The 22,810-nt window shown below is 61.9% G+C and carries 17 protein-coding genes and 1 tRNA gene; 2 read left to right on the top strand and 16 right to left on the bottom strand.

The genetic code is table 11. The annotated features are described in order from the left end of the window. Positions 1–54 precede the first annotated feature (54 nt). The 3 genes from EYF70_RS20820 to EYF70_RS20830 are packed head-to-tail and all read right to left on the bottom strand — an operon-like array spanning position 55 to position 3,468. The gene (locus EYF70_RS20820; RefSeq protein ID WP_131147119.1) at positions 55–1,077 is read right to left on the bottom strand and encodes a DUF354 domain-containing protein; all 1,023 of its coding nucleotides are present in this window, start codon (positions 1,075–1,077) and stop codon (positions 55–57) included. 8 nt (positions 1,078–1,085) lie between these two features. Beyond that, positions 1,086–2,366: a nucleotide sugar dehydrogenase gene (locus EYF70_RS20825; protein WP_131149235.1), complete on the bottom strand. Its 1,281-nt coding sequence runs from the start codon at positions 2,364–2,366 to the stop codon at positions 1,086–1,088. 37 nt (positions 2,367–2,403) lie between these two features. Beyond that, a complete protein-coding gene (locus tag EYF70_RS20830; RefSeq protein ID WP_229420483.1) occupies positions 2,404–3,468 on the bottom strand; it encodes a glycosyltransferase family 4 protein in 1,065 nt (354 codons plus the stop codon). 248 nt (positions 3,469–3,716) lie between these two features. On the opposite strand from EYF70_RS20830, the gene EYF70_RS20835 reads away from it, so the two are divergent. Continuing rightward, positions 3,717–5,015, top strand: coding sequence for a phenylacetate--CoA ligase family protein (locus EYF70_RS20835; RefSeq protein WP_131147120.1), 1,299 nt, complete (start codon positions 3,717–3,719; stop codon positions 5,013–5,015). 204 nt (positions 5,016–5,219) lie between these two features. Here the strand turns inward: EYF70_RS20835 and EYF70_RS20840 are convergent, their stop codons facing one another. From EYF70_RS20840 to EYF70_RS20900, 13 genes are all read right to left on the bottom strand, one after another. After that, positions 5,220–6,737 carry an MATE family efflux transporter gene (locus tag EYF70_RS20840; protein ID WP_131147121.1) on the bottom strand — a complete coding sequence of 506 codons (1,518 nt, stop codon included), beginning with the start codon at positions 6,735–6,737 and terminating at the stop codon, positions 5,220–5,222. Positions 6,738–6,955: 218 nt separating this feature from the next. Continuing rightward, complete coding sequence (locus EYF70_RS20845; protein WP_229420484.1) at positions 6,956–9,058, bottom strand: heparinase II/III domain-containing protein; 2,103 nt, start codon at positions 9,056–9,058, stop codon at positions 6,956–6,958. A 419-nt stretch (positions 9,059–9,477) separates the two neighbouring features. Next, entirely contained in the window at positions 9,478–11,061 is a 1,584-nt protein-coding gene (locus EYF70_RS20850; RefSeq protein ID WP_131147122.1) for a hypothetical protein, read from the bottom strand. A 20-nt stretch (positions 11,062–11,081) separates the two neighbouring features. After that, positions 11,082–11,759: an exosortase-associated protein EpsI, B-type gene (gene epsI / locus EYF70_RS20855; protein WP_131147123.1), complete on the bottom strand. Its 678-nt coding sequence runs from the start codon at positions 11,757–11,759 to the stop codon at positions 11,082–11,084. Then, positions 11,756–12,658 carry an exosortase B gene (gene xrtB, locus EYF70_RS20860; RefSeq protein WP_218943706.1) on the bottom strand — a complete coding sequence of 301 codons (903 nt, stop codon included), beginning with the start codon at positions 12,656–12,658 and terminating at the stop codon, positions 11,756–11,758. The genes epsI and xrtB overlap by 4 nt, the downstream gene beginning before the upstream one ends. Beyond that, positions 12,658–13,533 carry a chain length determinant protein tyrosine kinase EpsG gene (gene epsG, locus EYF70_RS20865; RefSeq protein WP_229420485.1) on the bottom strand — a complete coding sequence of 292 codons (876 nt, stop codon included), beginning with the start codon at positions 13,531–13,533 and terminating at the stop codon, positions 12,658–12,660. The genes xrtB and epsG overlap by 1 nt, the downstream gene beginning before the upstream one ends. 25 nt (positions 13,534–13,558) lie before the next feature. After that, a complete protein-coding gene (epsF, locus tag EYF70_RS20870) occupies positions 13,559–14,965 on the bottom strand; it encodes a chain length determinant protein EpsF (RefSeq protein WP_131147125.1) in 1,407 nt (468 codons plus the stop codon). A 58-nt stretch (positions 14,966–15,023) separates the two neighbouring features. Beyond that, positions 15,024–15,812 (bottom strand): polysaccharide export protein EpsE, encoded by a 789-nt coding sequence (gene epsE / locus EYF70_RS20875; protein ID WP_131147126.1) that lies wholly within the window; start codon positions 15,810–15,812, stop codon positions 15,024–15,026. A gap of 53 nt (positions 15,813–15,865) precedes the next feature. Beyond that, positions 15,866–16,870, bottom strand: coding sequence for an EpsD family peptidyl-prolyl cis-trans isomerase (locus tag EYF70_RS20880; protein ID WP_307722063.1), 1,005 nt, complete (start codon positions 16,868–16,870; stop codon positions 15,866–15,868). A gap of 201 nt (positions 16,871–17,071) precedes the next feature. Further along, positions 17,072–18,454, bottom strand: a complete 1,383-nt coding sequence (locus tag EYF70_RS20885) for an undecaprenyl-phosphate glucose phosphotransferase (RefSeq protein WP_131147127.1) — start codon at positions 18,452–18,454, stop codon at positions 17,072–17,074. 15 nt (positions 18,455–18,469) lie between these two features. Beyond that, entirely contained in the window at positions 18,470–19,669 is a 1,200-nt protein-coding gene (gene epsL, locus EYF70_RS20890; RefSeq protein ID WP_131147128.1) for an XrtB/PEP-CTERM-associated polysaccharide biosynthesis outer membrane protein EpsL, read from the bottom strand. A gap of 31 nt (positions 19,670–19,700) precedes the next feature. Further along, on the bottom strand, positions 19,701–20,432 hold the full coding sequence (locus EYF70_RS20895) for a CAAX prenyl protease-related protein (protein ID WP_131147129.1): 732 nt from the start codon (positions 20,430–20,432) through the stop codon (positions 19,701–19,703). Between the two features lie 123 nt (positions 20,433–20,555). Next, positions 20,556–22,466, bottom strand: a complete 1,911-nt coding sequence (locus tag EYF70_RS20900; protein ID WP_131147130.1) for an ATP-binding cassette domain-containing protein — start codon at positions 22,464–22,466, stop codon at positions 20,556–20,558. Between the two features lie 102 nt (positions 22,467–22,568). Between EYF70_RS20900 and EYF70_RS20905 the strand changes: the two genes are divergently transcribed. Next, positions 22,569–22,643: transfer RNA gene (locus EYF70_RS20905), tRNA-Arg, on the top strand. The last annotated feature ends 167 nt before the right edge of the window (positions 22,644–22,810 follow it).

Raw genomic sequence — 22,810 nt, forward strand, 5'->3', positions numbered from 1 at the left:
CTTCCCCAAACCTACTACTGCCAGCCGAATCATCGTGTTGTGTCCTTTATGCTATTAGCCATTCAAAATATGTTGCTTGACCATGTTGTATGCCGCCTTGCCTTTTTCCAGCAGGCGCCGATCGGGTGGGCGCGCCGTGGCAATGGCGAGGTAATCCAGCGCCTGTTGCGCGGTCAGCTGCGGTTCATGGCGGAATGCGCCCGTTTCCAGCAAATGCTGGTCGACGTCCAGCAACGCATCCTGGTATACCGAGATCGTGGGGATGCCCAGCACCGCCATCTCGCGCGTCATCGTGCCGCCGGCACCGATGAACAGGTCGCAATCGGGAGCGATGTCGGCGATGTCCAGCGCCGTCGTCACCACGCGCACGCCGGCGAATTTCGGATCCTGGTAGTGCACGCCCTGGTCTTTTCCGCGCGGCAGCAGGATCACGTCGACGTGATCCTTCAGGCCAAGCACCAGGTCGTCCAGGAAGTTGCGGCTGCCCTTGTAATACTGCGCCGTCCAGGGCTCCGGGCGGATATAGATCTTCCGCCGCGGTTTCGACACCGTGCCGCCCTGCCGCTGCGCCAGGCGCTGATCGAGTTCCCACAGGTACAGGCCTTCCTTCACGCCGGGGTAGTGCTTCACCTTCTTCGGGTTGGCCCACTGCTTCTTCAGTTTCTCGATGCTGAGGAATTCCGGCACCATGATGGTGCTGGCGCAGATGAACGATGGAATATTGCCCATGGCATGTTCGTTGTCGTTCATGTAGATCGAGCGGATGCCGAGCAGGCGCGCCACCACCGGCGAGTGGAACGAGCTTTGCGAGATCGCCATGTCGACCTTCCGGCTGCCGATGTACTTGCAAAGCTGCGCGACACGCACGGGAAAGCCGAAGACCTTGGCGGAAAACTTGCCGCCGTAATGCTGGCCCACCACTTCGTACTTGAACCCGTGCAGGTCCAGCAGATCGATCGTGTTGGCCAGCGGGCGGCAAGTGATGATGACTTCATGCCCCTCGCGCTGCAGTTCGCGGATCATTGCCGCGAACATGTTGATGTGCGGGGAGTTCGTCAGTTCGAACCAGATGCGCATGCGGTCTCCTACAGGCGCCAGACCTGCAGCCCGGCCTGCTCGAGTTCCGCCTGGTCGTAGCACGACTTGACGTCGATGAAGCAGCCGCCCTTGACCAGCTTCTTGCACAGGTCTTCGGCGGTCAGCGCCTTCAGTTCGCGGTGTGCGACGGCAGCAACGATGGCATCGGCGCGCGGCAGTTCGTTCCAGCCCAGCAGGCGCACGCCGTATTCATGCAGTGCTTCTTCCGGATCGGCATACGGGTCATGCACGAAGACTTCGACGCCGAAGCTCTTCAGTTCATTGACCACGTCGCCCACCTTCGAATTGCGCAGGTCGGCGCAATCTTCCTTGAAGGTCAGGCCCAGCACGTTGACGCGCGCGCCCTTGATGTAGCTGCCGCTGGCGATCATCTGCTTGATGGTCTGCTCGGCAATATACTTGGCCATGCCATCGTTGATGCGCCGGCCGGCCAGGATCACTTGCGGGTGATAACCCAGCATCTCGGCCTTGTAGGTCAGGTAGTAAGGATCCACGCCGATGCAATGGCCACCCACCAGGCCAGGGCGGAAATTCAGGAAGTTCCACTTGGTGCCGGCGGCGCGCAGCACCTCGGTCGTGTCGATGCCGATCTTCTCGAAGATGATCGCCAGTTCGTTCATCAGCGCGATGTTCAGGTCGCGCTGGGTGTTTTCGATCACCTTGCAGGCTTCCGCCGCTTTGATGCTCGAGCAGCGGTGCACGCCGGGCTTGACGATCGATTCATACATCCTGGCGACTTTTTCCAGGGTCTCCGGGGTATCGCCGGACACCACTTTCAGGATCGTGGTCAGGGTATGTTCCTTGTCGCCCGGATTGATGCGTTCCGGCGAGTAGCCGACGTTGAAATCGACTTTCCATTGCTTGCCCGAGGTCTGCTCCAGCACCGGAATGCAGACTTCCTCGGTAGCGCCCGGATACACCGTGGATTCGTACACGACGATGGCACCCTGCTTCAGGTGCGGTCCGATCGTGCGGCTGGCGCCGATCAGCGGACCGAAATCGGGCGTGTGGGCTTCATCGACCGGGGTCGGCACGGCGACGATGATGATGTCGGCCTCGGCCAGCACTGCCGGGTCGGAGCTGTACTCCGCATGGATGGCTTCCGCCATCTGCGCATCGGACAGCTCGCGCGACGGATCCACATTGCGCTGGCAGGATGCTACTTTGGCAGCAGCGATATCAAAACCGATAGTACGGCCGAGTTTGCCAAATTCCACAACCAGGGGCAGGCCAACGTATCCCAAGCCGATAACCGCTATTGTCATGATTGGATCACCTTCAATAAGTTTCAGATAAATTCTGGTTTCATTTCCGCGCCAGCTCATCATAGAGATGACTCAGCTGATCGAGCACCACGGCCGTACCGAACCTGGTCTCGATAGTCTGGCGCGCGCGTGCGCCGAGCCGGTTTCGCAGCTCCTTGTTGCGGAGCACTTCGCCCAATACGGCCGCCAGCTCGGCGGGCTGCCCCGGCGGCACGAGCATGCCGTTGTCGCCATGGACGATCGCCTCCGGAATGCCGCCGACCGGCGTAACGACGACCGGCAGGCCGGCCGCCATGGCCTCCAGCATCGCCATCGGCAAGCCTTCGTCGTGGGATGGCAGGCAAAACACCATCGCCTCCTCCAGCCGGCGCGCCTTTTCCTCGCCGCCCATCCAGCCGGCGATTTCAACATGCTGCCGGATGCCGAGCTCCTCGGCTGCGCGAACTACCGCATCCAGATCGCCGTCGCCGCCGATCACAAGCTTGACCTCCGGGATGACGGCCACCAGGTCGCGGACCGCCCGCAGCAGGTCGAAGATGCCCTTGCGCTGTTCGGCACGCCCCAGGAACAGGATGTTCGGCGCCACATCGGGACGGACCGTCACGGCAGGCAACTGCACCGAGTTCGGAATCACGACCACGTTGGCACCCGGCGCGAATTCGCGCAGGAAGCGCGCCCAGCTTTCCGACAGGGTGACCACGGCGGAACTGCGGCGCAGCGTGTGGCGGATCCAGCGGCTGACGAGCGGGCCCGACTCCACGGTGGCGAACTGGCGGAATTCCGCGCCGTGCAAATGGAAAACGGTCTTGCATCCAAGCACCCGGGCCACCCACAGCAAGGCCGATTTGCGGAAAAAGCTGGCCCGCGACGCCGAGTGCACGTGCACGCAGGGGCGGGCACCACGCAGGCGAACACCGAGCAACTGGAACACGGCGTTCATCGCCGTGCCGATCTTCTGCACCGGCGAGCCTTGCAGATGTGTCACCACATACCGGCCGCCATTCCGCTCGAAAAAGCCTTCTCGCTGCAACACTGCTACCACGGTGGCGATACCGCCCTTGCCGGTCGCACTGGTACCCATCATCAGGAACTTTGGCGCCTTCATAACCTCTTTCACAAAAATCGTCATACCGACCAGATCACATCGCGGCGCCTGGAACCCAGCCGCTCAAGTTCGCTCTTCCCTCTGCCGGCTTGCTCCTCACGATGCATATAGTGACTATTATACAATACTTTCCAGCTATACAACGCATTAAATGGCGTACGGGGGCGGAACCGTACAGCTTCCCATGCTGAAAGGCATTTCAGGTATGATTGAAACTATTTTGTCACTTCGCTAACGTCTCTCCCGCCATGAACGCCCCCAACGCGATATCCCCCGCACCTGCTCCATCGCTGCTTGCAACGCTGCGGTTCCGGCTGATCGACCTGGTGCGCGGCACCAATACACTCGAACTTCTCGACACGCTCCGGCGCCAGCAATATGAAAGCCCCGAAAAGCTGGAAGCCCAGGCCGGACTGGCCCGCACGCGTTATCTGGAGGAATTGCGTACCCTGCCGATGTTTTCCGCGGTGCGCTCGTTCGACGAACTCCCGGTCACGAACAAGAAGTTCATCAATGCCCACCGGGAAGAACTGCGCAACCCGCACTACAAGGGAAAGGTCGTACGCAAGAAGACCGGCGGCTCGACAGGCGAGCCGCTAGTTTACTATACGTCATCGGATACCCAGTCATACCTGTGGGCCGGCCTCCTGCTCTCCTGGGAAGTGGCGGGTTATCGCCTGGGCGATCCGGTCGCCTTCCTCAGCGGCTCGTCACTGTCCGGCACCGGCATGAAACAGCAGGCTTATTACGCCCTGCTGAATGTGCGCATTTTCTCGGCATTCGACATGTCCACCGCCGCCATGACGCAGTACGCCGAGTCCATCCAGAGCGGCGGCTACCGCCTGATCTATGGCTACGCTTCCGCCGTGCACCGCCTCGCCTGCCACCTGAACGCCACGAACACCCGGCTCCAGCACCGCCTGCGCGGCATCGTGTGCACCGCCGAGATGCTGACGCCGGCCATGCGCAAGGACATCGAGCGCGCTTTCGGCGTGCCCTGCTACAGCCAGTATGGCTGCAACGATGCCGGGGTATCGGCATTCGAATGCGAGAACCAGCAAGGCTTCCACCTGCTGTCGATGCGCTGCCATACCGAAGTTCTCGAGGACAATCGCCTGGTCGCCACCGACCTGGTCAACAGGGCCATGTACATGCCGCGCCACGATACCGGAGATCTGGTACGCATGTCGGAGCAGCCATGCTCGTGCGGCCGCGGCCTGCCGCTCATCGCCGAAGTCCTCGGCCGCCAGAACGACGTCGTGGTGGATCCGCGCGGCAATGCGGTGCATTCGGAATTCTTCACGCACCTGTTCCGCGAGGATGCCCGCATCGAACGGTTCCAGGTCGTGTTCGACGACCGCACGCTGACCGTGAACCTGCACGGTGCAAGCCTGCACGCTGCACAGCTGGAAGCGCAGTGCGAAGCCTACCGGCAGCGCATCCTTGCCTCGCTGGCATTCGATGAACTGCGCTTCGTCTGCAACGAGCCGTTTGTCACCCAGGCCAACAGCAAGCACCGCTTCATCATCCGCCGTCCTGCCGCCTGACGGTGTTGCCACGCCCCTGAGGCGCGAGCCTGGGGGCGCACTCCCCTTCCCGAACCTGTATTCCCTGGCGCGCAATGGCACGCCGGGCCCGGCCTGCCGCCGGCGCATGGCCCAAGGCCGCCGGCACGATTGGCTGGCAGGCCTCGGGTGCCCGGTGCTCCAGGCATGTTCGACACGTTCACCGATGACCGGCCTGGACGGCCGTCACACGCCCTTGAACAGGGTCCGTCCGCTGCTGCGATTGATGAGTTGCTGGTCGGTCCGGTCGATGACACGCAAGAGCAGCGCACCGATGCAATAGACCACCGTCAGCACGGCCATGCCCGCCACCAGCCAGGCCAGGCCCTGGCGGGGCAGGAATGCGGCCGCGGCAACGCCTGCCCCAAGCGCCAGGAACGAGCGGATGATCCAGTCCCAGCCGGTTTCCCACTCGCGTCCGGTACCGCGCATGATCCGCAGGGCCAGCACGTTTGCCACCACTTCGCCACTGATCAGCACCGCGGGGAGGAACCAGATGTCCAGCCGCGCGGGACCGATCAGCAACAGGGGTGGCAGGACCAGCAGGGAAAGCGCGGAAGCCTTGGCCCACAGGCGCATCATGTCGGCGGCGTTGAAGACGACGCCCAGGATCAGCCGGTGCAGGCGCAGCGCCAGCCAGAACGTGAGGGCCGCGAACAGCACGCCGTAGCCGCCGTAGCGGTGCGCACTGGCCACTTCCAGGATCTCCCGGCCATAGACGGCGGCGATACCGCACACGGGCAGCAAGGTCAGCAGGCTGATCTTGAACAGGAAGCGCGCCCATGTACGCAAGTCGTCGAAATTCCGGTCGCGCACGTAGTTGCCGATCATTCGGGAGCGGACCAGCGAAAATACGAGCATGCCCGGCAGGTAATTGCGGATCATCTCGATCAGGCGCACCACGAACCCGGCCCCTGCCACGGTCGCCGGCGCCAGGAAACGGCCGAGCACGAGCATCAGGAAGGAGGTCGAGAATAAATATTCGACGATGCCGCTGCTGTAATTGAACAGCGCTACCTGGCGCATCTGGCTGAAGGTGGGCGGCACCCAGGCGGGATCGGGCTGCTCCATCGATTTCAGGCCGGTCAGCATGAAGGCCAGTGCCAGGACCAGGCAAATGCAGGAGGCGGCGGTTTCAGCGATCAGCATCCACTGCGCGGTCCCGCCGCCCTGCGTGCCCATGTAGCCGAGCGTGGCGATCAGGATCAGCGACTTGCCGATCATGATGATCTGCAGCCGGGATTGCAGCGACAGCGCCTCGAGCGCATTGTCGCGCAGCATGCGCGTGGCCCCCTCCGCCACCATCAGCACGCAGAAATACCAGACCAGGTCCACCGGCAGTTTGCCTGCCGCCGCCGGGAAGAACGTGGCCAAGGCAAAGATGAGCGCGCCAACCGCCGCAAGCACGAACACGCGTACCAGCGCCACCCGCAGGATCAGGCCGAGCAGCCGGGCGCGCGTGGAATGCAGCCGATACACCGGCGCGTAACGCAGGATGACCCAATCGAGGCCGATCGTGGAAAAACCAAGCGTGACGTCCAGCATCGCCATGCACACCACATAACGGCCGAATTCGGTGGCGCTGAGGTTACGCGCCAGCATTGCAAGAATGGTTGCGGTCAGGATTGCCGTCGGAACTTTACCGACCAGGAATGCAAAGATGTTGCGCCTGGTGTTGGCACCCGAATACGGGTGATCGCTCATGCTGCGGCGCCGGCGGAGGGGCAAGAAGGGGGCGGGAGGAAGGATGCATCAGTGCGCGACAGGGACGTCGCAGGCACACTGCCACGCGCCTGATGCGACCCGGGTGCGGTAGAACGCGTCATTGATACCAGCTCATCAGTAAATTTTATTGAGCTAATTATAACAAAAGCGATTGCTTCGTCAAAAGCAATCGCTCTCGGGAGACGCGGGGACTGCGCTTAGCGCGGCAGCACGATCGTCTGGCCGCCGACGCTCAGGGTGCGGCCGGTGCTGGTCGTCGTCAGCGATACCGCCGGCTTCTTGCAACCGATATCGAGCAGCATCAGGAATTCCGCGCTGGTGGCCGACGGACGGGTGTACGCTGCATGCGCCTCGTAGGTACCGGCTTTCGGCGTCGCACCGACACGGGTCTCGAACGTGGTACCCGACGTCAGCGGACGGATGCACAGGCTCTCGGTACCGTTGACGATCGTCGACGTGCCATCCGCGTTCTTCGTGATTGCCACCGGTGCGTGGAAGTTCCACTCGAACGAGCGTGCGGTCAGGGACGACAGCTTGTCGAGCACCACCACCTGGTCCTTGCCGCGCATGTACCAGACCTTGCGCGTCGCTCCCGTCAGCAAGCCGTCGTACGCCGCGGTTGCATCGCCTTCCACGTAATCCAGCGTCGCGGTATTCGAGAATGCCGTGATCTTGCCCTTGCGCCGCAGGTTCAGGGTGTTGCCGGTGGTCGGCTGGCCCACGCCGCCATCGAACGTGATGGCGTTATGCGCCTTGGTTGCGCGATACCAGCTGCTCCACATCGGCGAGCCGTAGTAGTCATACCAGCCGGTTTCCGAGAGCAGCAGCTTGTTGTTACGCATCAGGACAATGCCGTTCTGGTCGGCGTGCGAGTGCGTGTAGGCACCGTACGGGCTGGACTTGAAGTACAGCGACGTCCGCACCGGGTTCCACAGGTCGCTGTGCATCGCTGCCCAGCCGATGCTCGGGTAGACCGCGCCGTTCGGCGGCGCGTTCACCGGGCCCGTGTAGCGCATGACCGGCAGCGGATACGGCGCGTTCAGCAACGTCAGCTGAGCCTCGGCCGCGGTCAGGTTGTTGTAGTACCAGCGCGCCTCCGACGACGCGACCCGCGATGCAAGCGCCTTCAACATCGGCGCGTACGGCTTCGCCTCATGGCCATCGCCAAAGAGGTGAGTTTGCTGGCCTGGCGGCACGAAGTGCACGAAGAACTTGGTAAAGCCCTTGGCCCATGGCTTCTCGAACAGGTTGACGCCCGTCAGCTGGGTCAACGGATCCCAGATCCTGACCGCGCCGTCGATCGCTGCGCCGCCGTAATAGGTACCTTGCGAGTAGCCGCCTTCCGGACCGCTCCATGCATAGACCGAATGGATGTAGGCACGGGTCGAGAAATCGAACCACACGGCAGCCTCGGGGAACTCATTCAGCATCAGCGACGCGACCAGGGCCAGGAACCCCAGGTTGTTGGCGCCGTGCGAATCGAACGGGAACTGGTCCAGGCGGCCGTTATTGCCCGACAGGTCGTTGTACATATCGATACCACGCAGGCGCACCACTTCGATCCAGCGCGCCCGGCGGGAACCGTCAATCTTACCGTCAAGCAAGTCGGTGGCTTTCGACAACGCCAGTGCGATGGCACGCGTGCCCTGGTCCTGGTTGACGAAGCTGGTGGGGCCGGACGGGCTGAGCGCCGCCAATTCATCGCCGCGCTTGAGTGCCTCGTCGAGATAAGTCTGGTTGCCGGACAACCGGTACATCAAGGTCGCTGCCTCGAGCTGCTCGGAGGTCTTGTTGATCAGCTCGTGGATCGACGCCTGCTGCGCAACGAAGGCCGCGGTATTGCCGCCCGCGGCGGTCAGCGTCCAGAGCGAATCCTTCGGCGCCGGATTCGGGATACGGCGGATGACGTCGTTACCCAGGTTCTTGTAGGCGACACCGCGCTCGGCAATGCGCGCGGCATCCCACTGGCTGTAGGGCAGGAAACCTGCCGCCTGCATGCGCGGACGGCTGCGCGAGGCGCGCGCGCGCATCGTAGCGCTATCGGGTACTTCGAATACGGAAGACGTCGGATTGATCACGAAGCCGCGCTCGGTCGACCATTCGGTCGGTGCGTTGCTGGCCACGACGCGCCAGGCATAGGTGCCATGTTCCAGCTTGGTCGTGGGCAGGAACCAGTTGCGCGTCGTCGTATAACGCGCCGGCGCCTCCGAGCCCCTGCGGATCTCGATGGTGTACACCGTGCTGTCGGTTGCCTTGGGATGGCGCGACCAGGTGAAGCTGGGCGGATTCTGGGGCTGCAATGCGTAAGCCGTCGGTGCGGGCTGCACAGCATCCACTGCAGTAGATTGAACCCAGTCGGCATGGCTGGGCATCGCGAACGCGGCGGAAAGCGCGAAAGCTACGAAACGAAGGGTACCGAGGGAACGAAAAGACATTGGGATCTCCAGACAGATGAGGCGAGCCTGCTTTCGTGCCGCCTCCTGTTCATCTTCGATGAGCGAGGGTAGAGATGGCGTGGGAATTAAAGCAGGCAAAGCAGCGAGAGAATCCAGTGTACATCATTCCGTACGGCAACGCGCATTCCAGACAGCAATTTCCCAAGGATTCGTGACGTATTTCAGACAAAGACCAGCCTAAACAATTTGAATTCATGGACTTATTTTCAATGATGCTGATAATAAGTCCATGAGATTGGAAATTTAATATTATTCCTTACCAATCAAACACTTACCATATTTACAGAGCGTGAGCGACTGGTTTTTAACAACGGTCGGCGTTTCCATTCCAGACTACCGAATCGTGCAATCTGCACTACCGAAGCCAATGTGAACATTAGTAACAACTGAGCAGTAGGTTCTTCGACGACCGATCGGTTATAGAGCAATGTTGACGTCAGAATGATCAGCATCGGCGTACAGGTTTCAAGAATGGCCGATTGCTGCGCCGTCAGGTTGGTGGCCTTGGTGGCGCGGTGGCTCAACCACGCACCTCCCACGATCATGAACCCGAAAGCCGCGGCACCGATGATACCCACCTCCCACAACAATACCGAGACGGTCGTGGCATCGACGTTGAGCGGCGCATACCGCTTTGCGATCGTGCCAGGGCCGAATGCACCGTTCTTGCTGGCCGCCGGGCCGTAGCCCAGCAGGCGACGCGCCACCGAAGCCTGGGGATCCTGCGCCCAGATCGCCAGCGAGGCACCCCGGCCAACCTCACCCGTCCGATAGTCGATATTGTCGGGGTCAAAGAAATAGCCGCCGCGCGCCTCGAATTTCTCCGAAATCGTGGTGCCCTTCTCTGCGGCCTTACCCCAGTACAGCATCGCATAGACGGAGTACGTGGCCGCCATGAAGGCACCAATGATGACAATATATCCGACCATTGCAAAGATGTTGCGCATAATACGTTTACGCAATACCCAGAACAGTGCGAACGGCACCCAGAGGAAGGTTGCCTTCACTTCCCCCAGCAGGATCACGGCAATGCTGACGAAGGCGATCAGGACCATCCGCTTCGCGGTCATCAATCCCACGTTCCACCGTGCAATCGCGTACGTCATCATCGTGATCGCGAACAGCACCATGATCGAGCTGTTCCCGCCGCCCAGCTGGGAGCCGCCGAAGGTACCGACGATCGCATCGTAGGTGCGAGCCGTTGCGATGAACAAGTGCTGGTACAGGACGACGGGCAATTGCAGCACCGCGACGATCAGCAGCATGTTCCAGATACGCTCGACTTTTTGCTCGCCCCAGGAAAACCAGTAGAAAGCCAGCAGCACGCTGAACATCGGCAGGTGGCTCTTGATACCGGACACGATCTGCAGCGCGGCCGGCCTGTTCAGCACGATGGAGACGACAAAGCACAGCAGGAACATCACGGTGGCCAGCGCAACGCCCTGGCCGGATGAACTTGGCCGCGGCATCCCCTGTTTGTTGCTCAAGGTGCGCCTCATCAAGATACTGAGGAAGAACAGCATGGCCATGCCGACGGCGACCCAGGTCGCCGAGCGCAGCCGGAAGAAGTACAGCAGGCTCCCCTGGATCACGAAGGTCATCAGGAACAAGCTCAGCAAGAGCCCGTAGGCGTCCACCAGGAAGAACAGCAGCGTGGCAATCGTGCCGCCGCCGATGATCATGAGCAGCGGCAGCGATCCAAGGCCGCCGACCATGCCGATCAGGACGGCAATGATGAGGAACACGGCGATTAGCGCTACCGGCACGCCCTTGTGCGCGATGAGGCGCTGCTGCGCTTGCGCCTTCGGCTTGCGCCGCAGCCTGCCGAGATATGTCGCCAGTTTCATTTGCATTCCGAAAATACCTCTCAACCGCCGATCATTCGCTTGCGACCGGCCTTGTCGAGCGCGGAAAGCATGTCACCGACAAATTTCTGCTGCACAGCATAGGCAGCAGAGGTATCGGTGGCGATATTGGACACGCGCACCAGCATCCCGTCGGGAACCGATCCGCTCAGGCCATACTTCAACTGCTGCATCTTTTGTTCGAGACCCGGCCGGGTCACCTTGTCGCCGATCGTGATCCAGTAAGTGACCGGTTCGTAGCGCGAGCCGGCGCTGGCAAACAGGCGGCGCACCGCGATATCGCCGTAAGCCGTCGGCAGCATGCCGTCGACTTGCTCTTTGACATTGAAGCCTTGCGCCGTGTAGCAAGTTTCCGGCCGGTGCACGCCCAGGGTATCGCTCTGGTCGCCGCCATAGGCGATCGACAGCATGATGCGTTCGCCCTGGCTATTGATATAGGTACGCGACAGGGTCTGGTTGTAGATCTTGTCCAGCTTCGACTGGGTCTCGGGATCGACCTGCAGCGGCACGATGCTGTCATCCACGTGCCAGTCACCGAACTGCGCCGGCACCATGCGCGTCAGGTCGAAGCGTGCCTGGCGGTCCGCCAGCTTGGCGGTAGGCGTAATCACTTTCGTCACGGCGGCGGAGGACACCATCATGGCGCACATGACCAGGCTCATCATCAAAGGCTTCTTCATGCTTTTTCTCCCGCAACCGTCTGCTCGCGGCGGCGTACGAACAAATGAAGTAAGGAGTCGACACCCAGGATGAGCACGAGCGCCGTCACGAACAGAACCATACCCGCGAACCCGTGCAGGAACCCCTGCCCTGCGGCGTCGCCCAGGTAATACGTCACCAGCGACAGCGTGATCACGCGGGTCACATTGGCGGTGAAGGAGATCGGGATGATCAGGATGGCCAGCACGACATTGCGGAATGCGGACGAGTGGCGCACGACATTCAGGTAGAAGAGCCCGAGCGCTTCGAGTGTCAACAGCGTTTGCAGCCCCGCACACGCATCGGCCACCAGCAGCTGGTACTGGCCGATCTGCAGGATGACGCCGGCACGGGCGATCGGATAGCCCAGCGCATACAGGATATGCTCGGTTGCCCACGATACGGCCATCTTCATCGGCATGGTCAGCAGGCTGACGATGCCTCCCGGCAGCGGGATCATGAACAGCATGAAGAAGAATGGGAACCATTGGTAGCGCAATGCGCGCACGCCGAACTTGAGCAGGATGATCGACGCCAGCAGGACGATGATCGAGCCGATCTCGAACGCGAACACGGCTTGCGAGCGGCCAAAGATATACAGCAGCAGGCCGAGCACGAACAAGGGCCAGCCCATCTTCGAACCGGCTTCGCCGGCGCTGGCGCGTTCCATGTCGGGCCACTGGCGATAGAGCAGCCAGAGCGAGAGTCCCAGGATGATCGGACCGTGCGCCTGTTCTTCAGTAGCCCACAAACCGGTCATCAACGAATACAGCGAGGGTACGAAGAGTACCCCCAGCCCGAGCAGCACTGGCCACATATCGGACAGTGCTGCGCGCGGCGCGGCGGCGTTACGCATGGAGGGAGTGGCTACGGTATTCATCAGAATTCGACCAGGACGGAACCGACGACCTTGGCACCGGCCTGGGTCATCTGCTCGGTAACGAGCGCTACGTTGTCGAGCGAGGTGCGGTTCTTGCGCACGACCAGCAGCACACCGCCCGTGCGCGCCGCCAGTGGCAGCGCATCGGACGCGGTGGCGAACGCCGGGGCGTCATACAGCACGATATCGTGCGCCGCTTCCAGTTGCAGGTTCAGTGCGGAGAAGCCACTGCGGCTGAGCAGCTCGAGCGGATTCGGCGGCAGGGTGCCGGCCGGCAGCACCGTCAGCGACAGCAGCGATTCGATCCGCGTGGCCAGGCCATAGTCGCCACGGCCGGCGAGGATGTCGGACAGACCTTGCCGGCCCTTGATGTCGAAGTGCTCGTGCTGGGACGGGTGGCGCAGGTTGGCATCGACCAGCAGCGTGTTCTCGCCCAGCTGGGAAAACACGACCGCCAGGTTGGCGGCGAACAGGCTGGCGCCGTCCCCCGGCTCGACGCCCATCACGGTCAGCGACTTGTGGCCGCGGGCGAACCAGCGCAGCATCAGCTGGCTGCGCACCGCGCGCAGCATCTCGACCTGGGCGCTGAATGGCTGGAACGCCGCCACCAGATGCTGCGACAGCTTGCTTTCACCCGGGGTCAGGTACGGATAGTCGAACTGGCGCGCCAGCACTTGCTGGATATCGGCTTCCGTGATCAGGCCCAGGCGTTGCGCCGCTTCGCCGAAGCGGATGCCCAGTTCCTTCTGCATGCGCAGCACGCGCTCGGCGCTTTCCGGCGTGATCTTGCCCGATTCGAGCAGCAACGCACCCATGCTCGAGTCGCCGGTGTTGGGTTTGGCGGGAGCAGAATTGATCGGGAGTGGATGATTCATGGCGTTATCCATTTTTTGTGGATTGTCAATTCAGGCGCAGCTGGCGCGGGCCCGTCGGTTTGCCAAAGCTGAAACGCTTGCGCTTCGGCGGGTTCCAGTTGATCGCGCCGAGCACAGGCAGTTCGGCCATGTCGGACAGATCGGTTTCCGAACGCACCCGGCGGTCGAACATTTCAGCCAGCATGCACAGGCCAACGCCCAGCAACGTGCCGAGGAACACGGACAGGATCACGTTCAGCGTGACCTTCGGGCCGGACGGCTCGAGCGGTGCCACGGCCGGATTCAGGATCGACACGTCGGTCTGGTCGGACTGGCCTTCGATCCGGGTTTGCGACAGGCGCTGGGCAGCCATGTCGAAGGCGCGCTGCGCATTCTCGACATCCTTCGCCAGCACATTCATTTCATCGCGGGTACGGTTCAGTTCCAGCACCTTCGTCTTCTGCGCGTCGAGCGCAGCGCGGATTTCCGCCTCGCGCTGCGACAGCACGGAGGCATTGTTGCCAACGGTGCTCTGCGTCAGGCGCACGTTCTCGTTCAGCGAAGCGCGCAGTTTCTCGACTTCGGCACGGGTACTCAGGTACTGCGGGTGATTGGTGCTGAGCCGTTGACCCAGATCGGCCAGCTTCGACTCGGCCGCCGCCAGGTTGGCGCGCGAGCTCTGGATCAGCGGATTGTTGTTCACGTCCGGCGATTCGCCACCGCGGCCCTGGGCCACCGACTGGCGCGAACGCGCTTCCATCGCCATCGTCTGCGCAGCCACGAGCTGGCTCGACAGATCATTCAGGCGCCCCGATTCCACATCCAGGCGATTGTCGACGCTGACGATGCCATGTTCCTGCTGGTACTTCGACAGGCGGCTCTGGGCCACTTCCAGGTTATCGCGCAACAGCTTGGACTGCTCCACGAAGTAGCCGGACGCCTTTTTCATGGGTTCCGACTTCAGCTGGATGCTGATGTTCTGGTATTCCTCGGCGAACGCGTTCGCCACGGCCGCCGCGAACTGCGGGTCGGACCCCTGGAAGCTGATGCCCACAACGCTGCTTTCGCGCGATGGCTCGACCTCGAGCTTGCGCAGCAGCAGATTGGCCAGCCAGTCGCGCACGGTGCCACGGCCTTCGGTGGCTTCCTGGAACTGTTGCTGTACCGCCGGGCTCTCGGCCAGGCGCAGCCGCTCCACCACGCGCTGTGCCACGTTCTTGCTGCCGATGATGTCCATCTGCGTCGCCATGTAGCCTGGCATCAGTGCGCCGGGCATGGCAAGGCCCGTCAGCGGATCGATGCCCTTGTAGTTCATGACGATGGTGCTGGTTGCCTTATAGTTCTTGGGCAACATCAGGCTGACGACGACGGTCGCGAGCACCGTTACGGCCAGGGTCAGCAGCGCAATTTTCTTGCGTGCGTTAAGGATCAATAAAAATTGCGCGAAATTCATAATAGTGCTCTCACTCCGGGGTCCAGTCCGCCGCTACAGCGGCGGACACGGCATTCGATCAGAACCAACTTTCCTTGACGTATACAACGTCATCTACCTGGAGCAAATCGTCATGCTTGACTTGCACGATCTGTTCCTTGCCATCGGCACCCCGGCGCTTGACACGGATGCCACGCTCGGTACCGCGTGGGGACAGGCCCCCACCCACCGCCAGTGCCTGGATCACCGTCATCTGGCGCTCGAGGCGGAAGGCGCCTGGACGCTGCACCTCGCCGTAGATATAGAACCGCGGCGAACGCTCGGCGTACAGGATGTCGTTCGGCTCCAGATCGAGGTCCTTGGCCAGTTCACCCGTACGCACCATCTCCACCACGTCGATGACGGTCTTGCTGACCTTGCCATCGCGTTTGCGGATCAGGCTGATGGTGTCGCCGCCATCGGGGTTGAAGCCACCCGCCAGCGCCAGCAGGTCCATCACACTGCGCTTGCCTTCGAGCGGGAAACGGCCGGGACGATTCACCTGGCCCAGGACCGACACTTGCCGGCTCTGGATCTGCGAGACGACCAGGTTCACCTGCGGCTTTTTCAGGAAGCCGCCGCTCTCGAGCAGGCCGGCGATCTTGCGCTCCGCCGCTGGAGTATTCAGGCCGTTGACATCCACCTGCCCCACCAGGGGGAACGTGATGGAACCGGATTCACTGACCCGTGTTTCGATGCCGAGATCCGGATTGCCATACACCGATATCTTCACGATATCGCCCGGTCCCAGCGTGAAGTCCGCAGCGCCCGCCCAGCCCATTGCCAAGCTCAGCAACGCTCCCATCATCCATTTGTGCAGTGATTTCATAAGTAGCTCTTCCTTAATTCCTACAGCGGTTAAACATAGCCGAGCGCCAGGGCTCAACGCATTCCGGCCACGCCGCGCTCATGCGACTCGTTGCTCAGACCCTGTGGGGCACCTGCCGCATCGGCCGGCGCCGCGGCAGGCGTTGCGGCAGCAGGCGCTGCCGCGGGCGCCGCAGTGCCAGGCGCTGCGGCAGCGGCAGGCTGATCCGCGGGTTTGTTCAGGTATTCGATCTTGGCCGCCGTCCGCAGACGTTTCAGCTCAGCATCGGCAGCTTCCTTGTTCTTCTTGTTCGTGAGGAACTGTTCGATCTGTGGCGTGGCCTGCTCCAGCGTTACCGGTGCGTCGCGCATGTCGGCGATCGAAATCAGCATGCTGCGTTCGCCTTCACGCACGACGAACAGCTGCCCTTTCGGCATCGTTTGCAGGCGCGAGCTCAATTGCTGCGGCATCTCGGCACTGCTGCGGCTCAGCTGGGCGCGGGCATAGCGAACCTTCTGTCCGTCGAGCCATGCCGCCACATCGTCGATCGACTTGGCGGAGTTGATCACTTCCTTCAGGGGATCGCTCACATCGCGCGTCGCCAGCACCAGCTGGCGCATGTCGAACTGCTTGCGGTTCGCGAAAAACTGCGGATTCTGGCTGTAATACGCTGCCACCTCTTCCTTGGTTGGCCGGGTTGGCGTGCCGATGCGCTTCTGCAGGTAGGCCTGGGCAATGATCAGCGACTTCGCCCGCTCGACAGCCTGCACCACTTTCGGATCGCGGTCCAGCTTTTCTTTTGCAGCCTCGCCCTGCAGCAGCTGGCGATCGATCAGCGATTCCAGCAACTGCTTGCGGGCCGCCTCCTGCTGCGCCGCCGGCACGTTGACGCGCCCCAGCTCCTCGTTCAGCTGCATCACCGTAATTTCTTCCCCGTTCACGCTGGCAAGTGCCTGGCCTGGTTTTTTCTCGGCCTTGTCCCCACATGCAGTCAGCGCGGCAGCCATCGCGATGAGGCCCGTGCACAGCATGACGCGTGTCGGGCGAAGCGAGGGGGCTGCAATTTTGTTGTTTTTCAAGGTAATTCCTCCGGTTCCATGGATGAGCGCCGCGGCTTGATGCCGGCCATGACTCTGCGGCAAGACTAATTATTAAATTATACAGCTAATTGTTGCGAAAGCAACTTCATCAGATACTAGACAAAGTTGCAACAGAAGCTATTGTAACGTGGCCCGCGCGCAGTGCGGCTGAAAATTTACTTAAGATTCAATATCCTTGGATCAATGCGCGTTCTCGCGTTTCAGCACCACGGCCACCGTGCGAACGATGATCCACAAGTCCAGCCAAAGGGACCAGTTGCGCAAATAGTCGAGATCGTACCGTATGCGCGCCTCCATTTTGTCCAGTGTCTCCGTTTCACCACGGAAGCCATTTACTTGCGCCCAGCCAGTAATGCCGGGCTTGGCCTTGTGACGCAACATGTAGCCCTTGATCAGCTTCCGGTACTGCTCGTTATGCGCCACCGCGTGCGGCCGCGGTCCGACAATGCTCATCCGGCCTTGCAGCACGTTCAGGAATTGCGGCAACTCATCGAGCGAGGTCTTGCGCAGGAACGCGCCGACACGGGTAATGCGCTGGTCGTTCTTCTTGGCCTGTACCACATTGGTGCCATCTTCCGTGACCGTCATCGAACGGAACTTGTAAACATAGATCTGTTCGCCGTACAGGCCGTAACGGCGCTGGCGGAAGATGACCGGACCAGGCGAGCTGAGCTTGACGGCGACAGCGATCGCCAGCATCACTGGCAGCAACATCAGCTGGATGGCAAGTGCCAGCACGATATCGCTGGCGCGCTTGACCAGGCTGTTGAAGCCGGTGAAGGGCGTTTCGCAGATCGCGATCACGGGCATGCCGCCCACGTTATCGAAGCGTGCCTGCATCAGGTCGAAGACATAGATATCGGGCAGGAAGTACACCGATGCGGTCGTATCCTGCAGGTCGTCGAGCAGCTTGCGGATGCGCGGCTGCGCGGAGATCGGCTGGCTGATGAAGATCATCTTGATATTGTTTTCGCGCACGAAAGCAGCCACGTCGCACATCTTGCCCAGGATCGGATAGTCCAGGTCCTCGGGCTGGCGGTCACCGCCGCGATCATCGAAAAACCCGCGTACCTGCATGAACAGGTTCGGATAACGCTCGATCGTGCGGGCGAACTTGATGCCGACATCGTTGGCGCCGACCACCAGCACCGAGCGCAGTTCGCTGGCCTGGGATGGGTCGGACCCCACCTTGCGCGCCGCCAGGTGGCTGGCCAGCAAGATGAACGGCGTGGCACAGAACCAGGCCAGCACGACACGCTCGTCGTAGTGATACGACAGGCCGCTGACGGCGCCGAGCAATACCAGGATCAGCGCGGTGACAAGCCAGCCGCCGAAGATATCGCGCGAATAGGCCAGCATGCGGCCGCTGCGCCACGTGCGGTATGGGTCGATATGCTGGTAAACGGCCGACGAAATGAAGAACGCCAGGATCATCAGGATCAGCGAATAGCCCGTGAAGGGCTCGCCAAACGCCATCGAGACACCATACAGGGTGCCCATGATGATCACTGGATCGAGAATGCGCTGGAAGAACGAAATTAGGGGAATGTCATTGATCGTCATTGAAACTGCTGCCCATCAGAACTGCACGCTGGCGTTGAAAGAAAGGCCCTTGGCACGGTAGGAACTGGTTCGCAATACCGAATTGCCATCGCGGTTGTCGCGGAAGCCGCTCAACGAGAGCTGCGAACTCAGCGTTGGAGCATAGGTCAGGCCAAGGGTGGCGCCGCGAGTGCGGTCGGTAAGGTCGCGGTCGTTAACCGCGGTCCGCAACTCTTCGAATTCCCGGCGCTCCCGGCGCAGCGACGCATTCGCCTGCAGCTTCGACGAGATCGACCAGGTAGCGGCCACGCTGCCACCCGTATTCAGGCTGTTGCTGACGATGGCACTTTCGACAGCGGCGAAGTTACGCCAGCCGTCGACCGTGAACTTCACCTTGTTCAATGGCGCCCAGCGCACGGTCACGCGGCCGTTCGGCCCGCTCGAATCGCGATTCGAGAACACTTCATAGTTGCGCCGTACGTACCCGGCCAGCACCTGCACCTGCGTTACCGCGCTGAACTGCCAGTTCACGTTGGCCTTCAACTCGTCCTGCGTATAGCCATCCCGGCGGATGCCGCTGGAGAGCAAGGGATTGACGTATTCCCCTTCGAACCGTCGCGCCACCAGGCCGATCCTGCTGCCGCTCGGCGCCAGGTAATCGAAGCCGAACTCGCTCAGCGTCTCCTCGCGGTTGTTAACGCTCTGGGCCAGCAGTTCGTATTCGAACCGCGTGCGGGTCTGGCCGCCGCGCAGCTGCCAGCTGGGATGGAACCGCCACGCGCCGTTGAAGTAGGCCTGGCGCTGCACGCGCAGGTTGCGATCACTGGTATGGAAGTCGGTGAAAGGTGTCAGCGTTTGCTGGTAGTTGCCACCCAGGTTGCCCGAGAAGCGATTGCCCAGCTGCCAGGCCAGGTCGCCCCGGAAATCCTTGCCGTTGTAGTCAAGCTCGTCGTAATGATTGAACGTTACGCGGGACACTTTCGCGCTGCCGGTCAGCCGCTGGCGGCCGATCGGCCGATCGACGATCAGGCCAGCCTGGGCTTGCGTGATGGTATCCGAGCGCTGCGTGACACCGGTAATATTGTCCGGCAGGCGCAACAGGTTGTCATCGTAGGTGTAGCCGATAGCGACATAGGGGTGGATCGTGTCGCTGATCTCGGCGCGCGCGCACGCGCAGGCAAGCAGAGCGACGGCTGCGGACAGCAATCGCAGGCGCGATGGTGGAATGCTCGACATTGTGATGATCTCTTTTGACGATATTGCAATATTACCAGTAAGTCCAGGCCCCGGTACCAACCACCCAGGCGCCAAGCAGCCCGTTCGTGACGGCATGCGCCAGGATCGGCGCCCACAGGGTGCCAGTCCGCATATACAGCACGCCGTAGGCCAGGCCCGCGACGACGCCGGCGAACCACTGGTTGTGTTCGACACCAAACAGGAGCGAGGTAACGATCAGCGCGGTGAAGCCCACCTGGCCCGGCGGTACTTGCAGGAATTGGCGGTCATGCACCCAGCGTTGCAAGAACGAGCGCCAGAACAGCTCTTCCATCACCGGGACCACCAGCGCGGCGCCCGCGATGCGCACCGCCACCAGCACCCAGTCGATGCGGCCCGCGGCATCGGTCGGATTGAATCCCGCCGACTCGCCAGCCAGCATCCATGCCGCGTCCAGGTTGACCCACAATACCAGCACGACGATGCCGACCACGATCGACGAGCACAGCGCGACGGCCCCCATCGGGCGCCAGGCCAGTTCGGTGTAGCTCCGGCGATAGGCGAACAGGGCGGCCAGCACGGCAACGATCTTCACCGCATACAGCCAGCGCAAGTCGTCGGCGCTCCAGCCAAAACGCTGCAGCACGTCAGCCACGGCCACGAACGCCATATAAATAGCGAACGGAAGAATGCGTGCGGTCGATGGCCGGCCAAACCACCCGTCGGGGCCGTTGTCCGGCGGTACGGCCGGGATGCCCGGGCCGTCAGTTTTGCGTTGGTGCATGGTCATTTGCGTGATCGTCTTTCTCGGCGAGAGGGCTGCAGAGTTTGCAGATTTTACAACACTAACGCCAAATGTAGCGCAAAACATGCGCAAGAGAAATTCGCTGACCAACACCTCCCGCCGTCACCGCCCGTTACGCGATTCGATCTCTTCCCAGCGCTCGAGCGCAGTCATCAGCTCGGTTTCGATTTGCGCGATACGGTCATGCACCTGCTTCGCCTCGGCCGGCGTTTTCTTGTAGAACTCGGGGTCCGACAAGGTTGCCGACAGCGCCACCTGCTCTTGCTCGAGACGCTCGATCAACAGCGGCAATTCGTCGAGCGCGCGCTGTTCCTTGAAGCTGAGCTTGCGAGGCTTGGCTGCCGCGGCGGCCGGTTCCGCGGGTGCCGCCGGGGCCTGCTTTGGCTCCGCCGCCGGCTTCACCGTTGCCGCCGGCGCGGTGGCACGAACGCGCTCCCAGTCGCTGTAGCCACCGATGTATTCTCGCCACAGGCCATTGCCTTCCGCCACGATGACCTGGGTCACCACGTTATCGAGGAAGGTGCGGTCGTGGCTGACCAGGAAAACGGTACCGCTGTAATCCTCGAGCAATTCCTCGAGAAGTTCCAGCGTATCGATATCGAGATCGTTGGTGGGTTCGTCCAGCACCAGCACATTGGCAGGCTTGGCGAACAGGCGTGCCAGCAACAGGCGGTTGCGCTCGCCGCCGGACAAGGTCCGCACCGGGGAACGGGCCCGTTCCGGCGCAAACAGGAAGTCGCCCAGGTAGCTCATCACGTGCTTTTTCTGGCCGTTGACCTCGACCCAGTCGCTGCCCGGCGAGATCGTGTCCGCCAGGCTGGCTTCCTCGTTCAGCTGCGCCCGCATCTGGTCGAAGTACGCCACCTGCAACTTGGTACCCTGCTTCACGCTGCCGCTGTCGGGCGCCGTTTCGCCGAGGATCAGCTTGAGCAGCGTGGTCTTGCCGGCACCGTTCGCGCCGATCAGGCCGACCTTGTCGCCACGCAGGATGGTCGCGCTGAAGTCGCGCACGATGACCTTCTCGCCGAAGCCTTTCTGCACATTCTCCAGTTCCGCGACGATCTTGCCGGAGCGCTCGCCGGACGTCACTTCCAGCCTGACCTGCCCCTGCTGTTCGCGCCGTGCCACGCGCTGCTCGCGCAGCCGCTCCAGCCTGCGCACGCGGCCTTCGTCGCGTGTGCGGCGGGCCTGCACGCCCTTGCGGATCCACACTTCTTCCTGGGCGAGGAACTTGTCGAACTTGGCGTTCTCGATTTCCTCGATCGCCAGTTGTTCCGCCTTGCGTACTTGATAGGCGCTGAAATTGCCCGGATACGACATCAGCCTGCCGCGGTCGAGCTCGACCGTGCGGGTCGACACGTTGTCGAGGAAGGAACGGTCGTGGGTAATGAACAGCACGCTACCGCGGAAATCGCGCAGCAAGCCCTCGAGCCACTGGATCGACGTGAAGTCGAGATGGTTGGTCGGCTCGTCCAGCAGCAGCACATCGGGTTCGGCGACCAGGGCGCGCGCCAGAGCCACGCGCTTCTGCATGCCGCCCGAGAGCGTCTTCATCAATGCATCCGGCTTGAGACTCAGCCGCTCAAGCGTCTGTTCGACCTTGTTATTGATGCTCCATGCCCCGGCGGCATCCAGGCGCGTCTGGATTTCATGCATGCGCTCCATCAGCGCATCGTCGTTGCCCTGGCCGAACTGCCCCGTCAACGCATCGTATTCCTTGACCAGCGCCGGCAGGTCGCCGAGACCGGACGCCACCGCATCGAACACCGACATTTCCGGCTCGAACACCGGTTCCTGCTCGACATAGGCGATGCGCAGGCCCTGCTGCATGACGAGCGAGCCGTCATCGAGCTTTTGCCGGCCCGAGATGATCTTCAGCAGCGACGACTTGCCCGTACCGTTGCGGCCGATGAGGCCGACGCGTTCGCCGGCTTGCAGCGAGAACTCGGCATGATCGAGGAGCGCATGGTGGCCGAACGCCAGCTGCGCGGAAGTAAGGGAGAGGACAGTCATGGGATTGCTTCTTCAATGCGGGAACCCGGCATTGTACCGAGAGAGCGCATTCATCACGAAACATTTCCTTCGCCTCGGCTATAATTGCGTTCGCTTCGCGTCCTCCCCGTAGCACAATGGATAGTGCACATGCCTCCTAAGCGTGGGATACTGGTTCGATTCCAGTCGGGGGGACCAGCCTGCATGGCGTGGATGCGCATGTGATTCCATCCTCTCCGTGTCGCCCTGCCTCCCTCCCAGCCTGTCCTCCCCCCATCTGTTGTCCCATCAGTCGCCCCATCAGCATGGCTGCGAAGTCACGATGACTTCATCGCAGGCGGTCGTTTGCCAGGGGTTCCACACTC

This window comes from Pseudoduganella albidiflava (genome assembly GCF_004322755.1).
GTDB lineage: Bacteria > Pseudomonadota > Gammaproteobacteria > Burkholderiales > Burkholderiaceae_D > Rugamonas > Rugamonas albidiflava.

Bases quoted from the DNA above. Each gene is read 5' to 3' on its own strand.
- epsL (WP_131147128.1), bottom strand. From the start codon at position 19,669: ATGTCGAGCATTCCACCATCGCGCCTGCGATTGCTGTCCGCAGCCGTC.
- EYF70_RS20895 (WP_131147129.1), bottom strand. From the start codon at position 20,432: ATGCACCAACGCAAAACTGACGGCCCGGGCATCCCGGCCGTACCGCCG.
- epsF (WP_131147125.1), bottom strand. From the start codon at position 14,965: ATGAATTTCGCGCAATTTTTATTGATCCTTAACGCACGCAAGAAAATT.
- EYF70_RS20885 (WP_131147127.1), bottom strand. From the start codon at position 18,454: ATGACGATCAATGACATTCCCCTAATTTCGTTCTTCCAGCGCATTCTC.
- xrtB (WP_218943706.1), bottom strand. From the start codon at position 12,658: ATGAATACCGTAGCCACTCCCTCCATGCGTAACGCCGCCGCGCCGCGC.
- EYF70_RS20835 (WP_131147120.1), top strand. From the start codon at position 3,717: ATGAACGCCCCCAACGCGATATCCCCCGCACCTGCTCCATCGCTGCTT.
- epsE (WP_131147126.1), bottom strand. From the start codon at position 15,812: ATGAAATCACTGCACAAATGGATGATGGGAGCGTTGCTGAGCTTGGCA.
- EYF70_RS20840 (WP_131147121.1), bottom strand. From the start codon at position 6,737: ATGAGCGATCACCCGTATTCGGGTGCCAACACCAGGCGCAACATCTTT.
- epsI (WP_131147123.1), bottom strand. From the start codon at position 11,759: ATGAAGAAGCCTTTGATGATGAGCCTGGTCATGTGCGCCATGATGGTG.
- EYF70_RS20900 (WP_131147130.1), bottom strand. From the start codon at position 22,466: ATGACTGTCCTCTCCCTTACTTCCGCGCAGCTGGCGTTCGGCCACCAT.
- EYF70_RS20850 (WP_131147122.1), bottom strand. From the start codon at position 11,061: ATGAAACTGGCGACATATCTCGGCAGGCTGCGGCGCAAGCCGAAGGCG.
- EYF70_RS20820 (WP_131147119.1), bottom strand. From the start codon at position 1,077: ATGCGCATCTGGTTCGAACTGACGAACTCCCCGCACATCAACATGTTC.
- epsG (WP_229420485.1), bottom strand. From the start codon at position 13,533: ATGAATCATCCACTCCCGATCAATTCTGCTCCCGCCAAACCCAACACC.
- EYF70_RS20830 (WP_229420483.1), bottom strand. From the start codon at position 3,468: ATGAAGGCGCCAAAGTTCCTGATGATGGGTACCAGTGCGACCGGCAAG.